The following is a 4,900-nucleotide window of genomic DNA, read 5'->3' as shown; positions in this document are numbered from 1 at the left end:
TAGTCTGTCCACTGAGTTGTGTAGTGTCGTGGTTGTTGTCGTCTTGTTTTCCAACGAGAAGGCGGCAGACGAGCGGCTCAGGTGTCTCGTGGGCTCGGAGAGGGGTATAAGAGACAGCCACCAGGAGTGTCGGCGGCGTGAAGCGGTCGCCGTAGCGGTCGGCGAGCTCACGCGCGCGTGCTACGAAGCCGGGGAGGCCGCCTTCGTAGCCGTTGATGTACTGGAGGACGCCACCGGTCCAGCCCGGGAAGCCGATGCCGAAGATGGAGCCGATGTTGGCGTCGGCGACGGACGTCAGGACGCCCTCCTCCAGGAGCTTCACCGTGTCGAGGGCCTCGGAGAAGAGCATGCGTTCCTGCATGTCCTTGAAGGGCACGATCTCGGCGCCCTCACGGGTGAAGTGCTCGCGCAGGCCCGGCCACAGGCGCGCGCGCTTCCCGTCCTCGCCGTACTCGTAGAAGCCGGCGCCACCACTGCGCCCCGTGCGCCCGAACTCGTCGACCATGCGGTCGATGACGGCCTCCGCGGGATGCGTGGGCCACACGCCGCCCGCCTCCTCGACGGCCCGCTTGGACTCGTTGCGGATCTTGCGCGGGAGCGTCAGCGTGAGCTCGTCCATCAGGGACAGCACCTTCGCCGGGTAGCCGGCCTGCGCCGCCGCCTGCTCGATGGACGCAGGCTCGATGCCCTCGCCGACCATCGCGACGCCCTCGTTGATGAAGTGGCCGATGACGCGGGAGGTGAAGAAGCCGCGCGAGTCGTTCACGACGATCGGCGTCTTCTTGATCTGCCGCACCAGGTCGAAGGCCCGGGCCAGGGCCTCCTGCCCCGTCCGCTCGCCCTTGATGATCTCGACGAGCGGCATCTTGTCGACCGGCGAGAAGAAGTGCAGACCGATGAAGTCCGCCTGGCGTTCGACACCCTCCGCCAGCGCGGAGATCGGCAGGGTGGAGGTGTTGGAGCACAGCAGCGCGTCGGGCTCGACGATGTGCTGGATCTCCTGGAACACCTTGTGCTTGAGCTCGGGGTTCTCGAAGACGGCCTCGATCACCGCGTCGCATCCGGCGACGTCGGCGGGGTCGGACGTCGGGGTGATGCGGGCCAGCAGCGCGTCCGCCTTCTCCTGTGTCGTACGGCCCCGGGAGACCGCCTTCGCGCAGAGCTTCTCGGAGTAGGCCTTGCCCTTGGCGGCCGATTCCGCCGACACGTCCTTGAGGACCACGTCGATGCCCGCGCGGGCGCACGAGTACGCGATGCCCGCGCCCATCATCCCGGCGCCCAGGACGGCGACCTTGCGGACCGTGCGCGGTGCGATGCCCTTGGGGCGGTTGGCACCGGAGTTGACGGCCTGGAGGTCGAAGAAGAACGCCTGGATCATGTTCTTCGAGATCTGGCCCGCCGCCAGCTCCACGAAGTAGCGCGCCTCGATGACCTGCGCGGTCTCGAAGTCGACCTGGGAGCCCTCGACGGCCGCGGCGAGGATGCTGCGCGGGGCCGGGTAGGGGGCGCCGTTGGTCTGCTTGCGCAGGTTGGCGGGGAAGGCGGGGAGGTTGGCCGCGAACTTGGGGTTGGCGGGGGTGCCGCCGGGGATGCGGTAGCCGGGCCGGTCCCAGGGCTGCTGCGACTCGGGGTTGGCCTCGATGAAGGCGCGGGCCTTGGCGAGCAGTTCCTCCTGAGTGGCGGCGACCTCGTGGACCAGGCCGTTCTGGAGGGCGCGCTGCGGGGTGTACTGGGTGCCCTGGAGCAGCACCTTCAGCAGGGCGTCGGTGATGCCGAGGAGGCGGACCGTGCGGGCGACACCGCCGCCGCCCGGGAGCAGGCCCAGGGTGACCTCGGGGCAGCCGATCTTCGAGCCCGGCGCGTCCAGCGCGATGCGGTGGTGACAGGCGAGGGCGATCTCGAAACCGCCGCCTAGGGCCGCGCCGTTCAGCGCGGCGACGACCGGCTTGCCGAGGGTCTCGATGCGGCGCAGGTCGCGCTTGATCGCGAGTCCGCCGTCGAACAGCTCCTGCGCGGTCTCGGGGGTGACCCTGATGAGGTCGCGCAGGTCGCCGCCCGCGAAGAAGGTCTTCTTCGCCGAGGTGAAGATGATGCCGCGGACGGAGTCCTTCTCGGCCTCCAGGCGGTCGGTGACGACGGCGAGGGAGTCGCGGAACGCCTGGTTCATGGTGTTCGCGGACTGGGTGGGGTCGTCGAGGACGAGGGTGACGACGCCGGACCGGTCCTGTTCCCAGCGGATGGTGGTGGACTCAGTGCTCATGGGGAGATGCTCCGTGTGATCCGTCGGGAGGGGGGGTCAGATGCGCTCGACGATGGTGGCGATGCCCATGCCGCCGCCCACACAGAGCGTGGCGAGGCCGTACCGCTTGTCCTGGCGCTCCAGTTCGTCGACGAGCGAGCCGAGGATCATCGCGCCGGTCGCGCCGAGCGGGTGGCCCAGCGCGATGGCGCCGCCGTTGACGTTGACCTTGTCCAGGGACAGGCCCATGTCCTTCACGAAACGCAGGACGACCGCAGCGAACGCCTCGTTGATCTCGACGAGGTCGATGTCGTCGATGATCAGCCCGGCCTTGGCGAGCGCCTTGCGGGCGGCCGGGGCGGGGCCGGTGAGCATGATGGTGGGCTCGGATCCGGAGACGGCCGCGGAGATGATCCGCGCGCGCGGGGTGAGGCCGTAGCGCTCGCCGACCTCCCGCGAGCCGATGGCCACCAGCGAGGCGCCGTCCACGATGCCGGAGGAGTTGCCCGCGTGGTGGACGTGGTCGATCTTCTCGACCCAGTGGTACTTCTGGAGCGCGACCGCGTCGAAGCCGCCCAGGTCGCCGATGTCCGCGAAGGACGGCTTGAGCCGCGCGAGCGAGTCGGCGGTGGTGCCGGGGCGCATGTACTCGTCGTGGTCGAGGACGACGAGGCCTGCGCGGTCCTTCACCGGGACGACGGAACGGTCGAAGCGGCCCTCCTTCCAGGCCGTCGCCGCCCGCTCCTGCGACAGCGCCGCGTACTCGTCCACGTCCCGCCGTGAGAAGCCCTCGATGGTGGCGATGAGGTCGGCGCCGATGCCCTGCGGCACGAAGTTCACGGACAGGTTGGTCATCGGGTCGTTGAACCAGGCACCGCCGTCCGAGGCCATCGGCACCCGGGACATGGACTCCACGCCACCCGCGAGGACCAGGTCCTCCCAGCCGGAACGGACCTTGGCGGCGGCCATGTTGACCGCCTCCAGACCCGACGCACAGAAGCGGTTCTCCTGCACTCCCGCGACCGTGTCCGGCAGCCCGGCGGCCACGGCGGCGATCCGGGCGATGTCGGAGCCCTGGTCACCGACGGGGCCGACCACGCCGAGCACGATGTCGTCGATCGCGGCCGGGTCCAGGCCCGGGAAACGGTCGCGGATCTCGTGGATGAGTCCGACGACCAGGTCGATGGGCTTGGTGCCGTGCAGGGCGCCGTTCGCCTTGCCGCGACCGCGCGGGGTGCGGATCGCGTCGTACACGTACGCTTCGGTGCTCACAGGGAGGCCTTTCAGGGGTGAGGGTCAGCCGTGCGGAGGAGCTTCTCAGCCGAGCAGGGAACGCCCGATGATCTCCTTCATGATCTCGGTCGTCCCGCCGTAGATGGTCTGGACGCGGCCGTCGGTGAAGGCCCGGGCGACGGGGTGTTCGCTCATGTAGCCGTAGCCGCCGTGCAGTTGCAGACAGCGGTCGGCGACCCGCTTCTGGAGCTCGGTCGACCACCACTTGGCCATGGAGGCGTGGACGGCGTCGAGTTGCCCGTTCGAGTGATCCTCGATGCAGCGGTCGAGGAACGTGCGGGTGACGGCGCACTCGGTGGCCATCTCCGCTATCTCGAAACGGATGTGCTGCTTGGTCGCCAGCGGCCGGCCGAAGGCCTCGCGCTCCTTGACGTACTCCGTGGTGATCTCCAGGAGGTGCTCGGCGGCGGCGATCGCGGAGACCGCGATGCTCAGACGCTCCTGCGCCAGGTTCGTCATGAGGTGGACGAACGCGCCGTCGAGCTCGCCGAGGAGGTTCTCCTTGGGCACGCGCACGTCGTGGAAGAACAACTCGGCCGTGTCCTGCGCCTTCTGGCCGATCTTCTCCAGGTTGCGGCCACGCTCGAAGCCCTCCATGCCGCGCTCGACGACGAGCAGCGACAGTCCGTGCGCGCCGCCCTCGGGGGTCGTCTTCGCGACCACGATCACCAGGTCGGCGAGGACGCCGTTGGAGATGAAGGTCTTGGAGCCGTTCAGGACCCAGTGGTCGCCGCGGTCCTCGGCGTGGGTGCGGATGCCCTGGAGGTCCGAGCCGGCGCCGGGTTCGGTCATGGCGATGGCGGTGATCAGGGTGCCGTCGCAGAAACCGGGCAGCCAGCGCCGCCGCTGCTCCTCGGTGGCCAGGCCGGTGAGATACGGGCCGATGATGTCGTTGTGCAGACCGAGGGCCAGCCCGGGGGCGCCCGCGCGCGTGAACTCCTCGGCGAGGACCGCGCTGTAGCGGAAGTCGGCGCTGCCACCGCCCCCGAACTCCTCGTCCACGGCGAGCCCGAGCAGACCCTGCTTGCCGGCCGCGCGCCAGGCGTCGCGGGAGACGATGCCGTCCTTCTCCCACTGCTCGTAGTACGGCTGCACCTCCCTGGCCAGGAAGGCACGCACGGTCTCGCGGAACGCGTCGTGCTCGGGGGCGAAGATCTGCCGCTTCATTCAGGGCCCTTCGTCGCGGGGCCGTCCGGATCGGAGCCCTTGGTTGCGGGGCCGTCCGGGTCGAGGCCCTTGGTTGCGGGGCCGTCCGGGTCGAGGCCCTTGAGGAGATCGGGTACGTCCCAGTCGTGTGCCACGTCCCCGGTGTCGGCGCCGGGGAGGGCGGGGCCGGTGCGTACGGCGGTCGGGGTCGCGGAGAAGCGC

3 protein-coding genes and 1 pseudogene are annotated in these 4,900 nt (G+C 69.8%); all 4 read right to left on the bottom strand.

Going from position 1 to position 4,900, the window contains the following annotated elements:
• The coding region (locus tag HLK59_RS48085; RefSeq protein ID WP_240983069.1) for a 3-hydroxyacyl-CoA dehydrogenase NAD-binding domain-containing protein at nt 1-2,260 on the bottom strand (2,260 nt) is incomplete at its 3' end.
• 36 nt (nt 2,261-2,296) lie between these two features.
• Nucleotides 2,297-3,511, bottom strand: a complete 1,215-nt coding sequence (locus tag HLK59_RS48080; RefSeq protein WP_171148004.1) for an acetyl-CoA C-acetyltransferase — start codon at nt 3,509-3,511, stop codon at nt 2,297-2,299.
• A gap of 45 nt (nt 3,512-3,556) precedes the next feature.
• Nucleotides 3,557-4,699: an acyl-CoA dehydrogenase family protein gene (locus tag HLK59_RS48075; protein ID WP_171148003.1), complete on the bottom strand. Its 1,143-nt coding sequence runs from the start codon at nt 4,697-4,699 to the stop codon at nt 3,557-3,559.
• Nucleotides 4,696-4,900: pseudogene (locus tag HLK59_RS48070) on the bottom strand (hypothetical protein); the annotation flags it as partial. The gene HLK59_RS48075 and the pseudogene HLK59_RS48070, both read right to left, overlap by 4 nt.

This window comes from Streptomyces sp. S3(2020) (genome assembly GCF_013044505.1).
Taxonomy (GTDB): domain Bacteria; phylum Actinomycetota; class Actinomycetes; order Streptomycetales; family Streptomycetaceae; genus Streptomyces.
The sequence above is the reverse complement of the archived record's forward strand: the minus strand, read 5'-3'. Positions and strand labels throughout refer to the sequence as shown.

Bases quoted from the DNA above. Each gene is read 5' to 3' on its own strand.
- HLK59_RS48075 (WP_171148003.1), bottom strand. From the start codon at position 4,699: ATGAAGCGGCAGATCTTCGCCCCCGAGCACGACGCGTTCCGCGAGACC.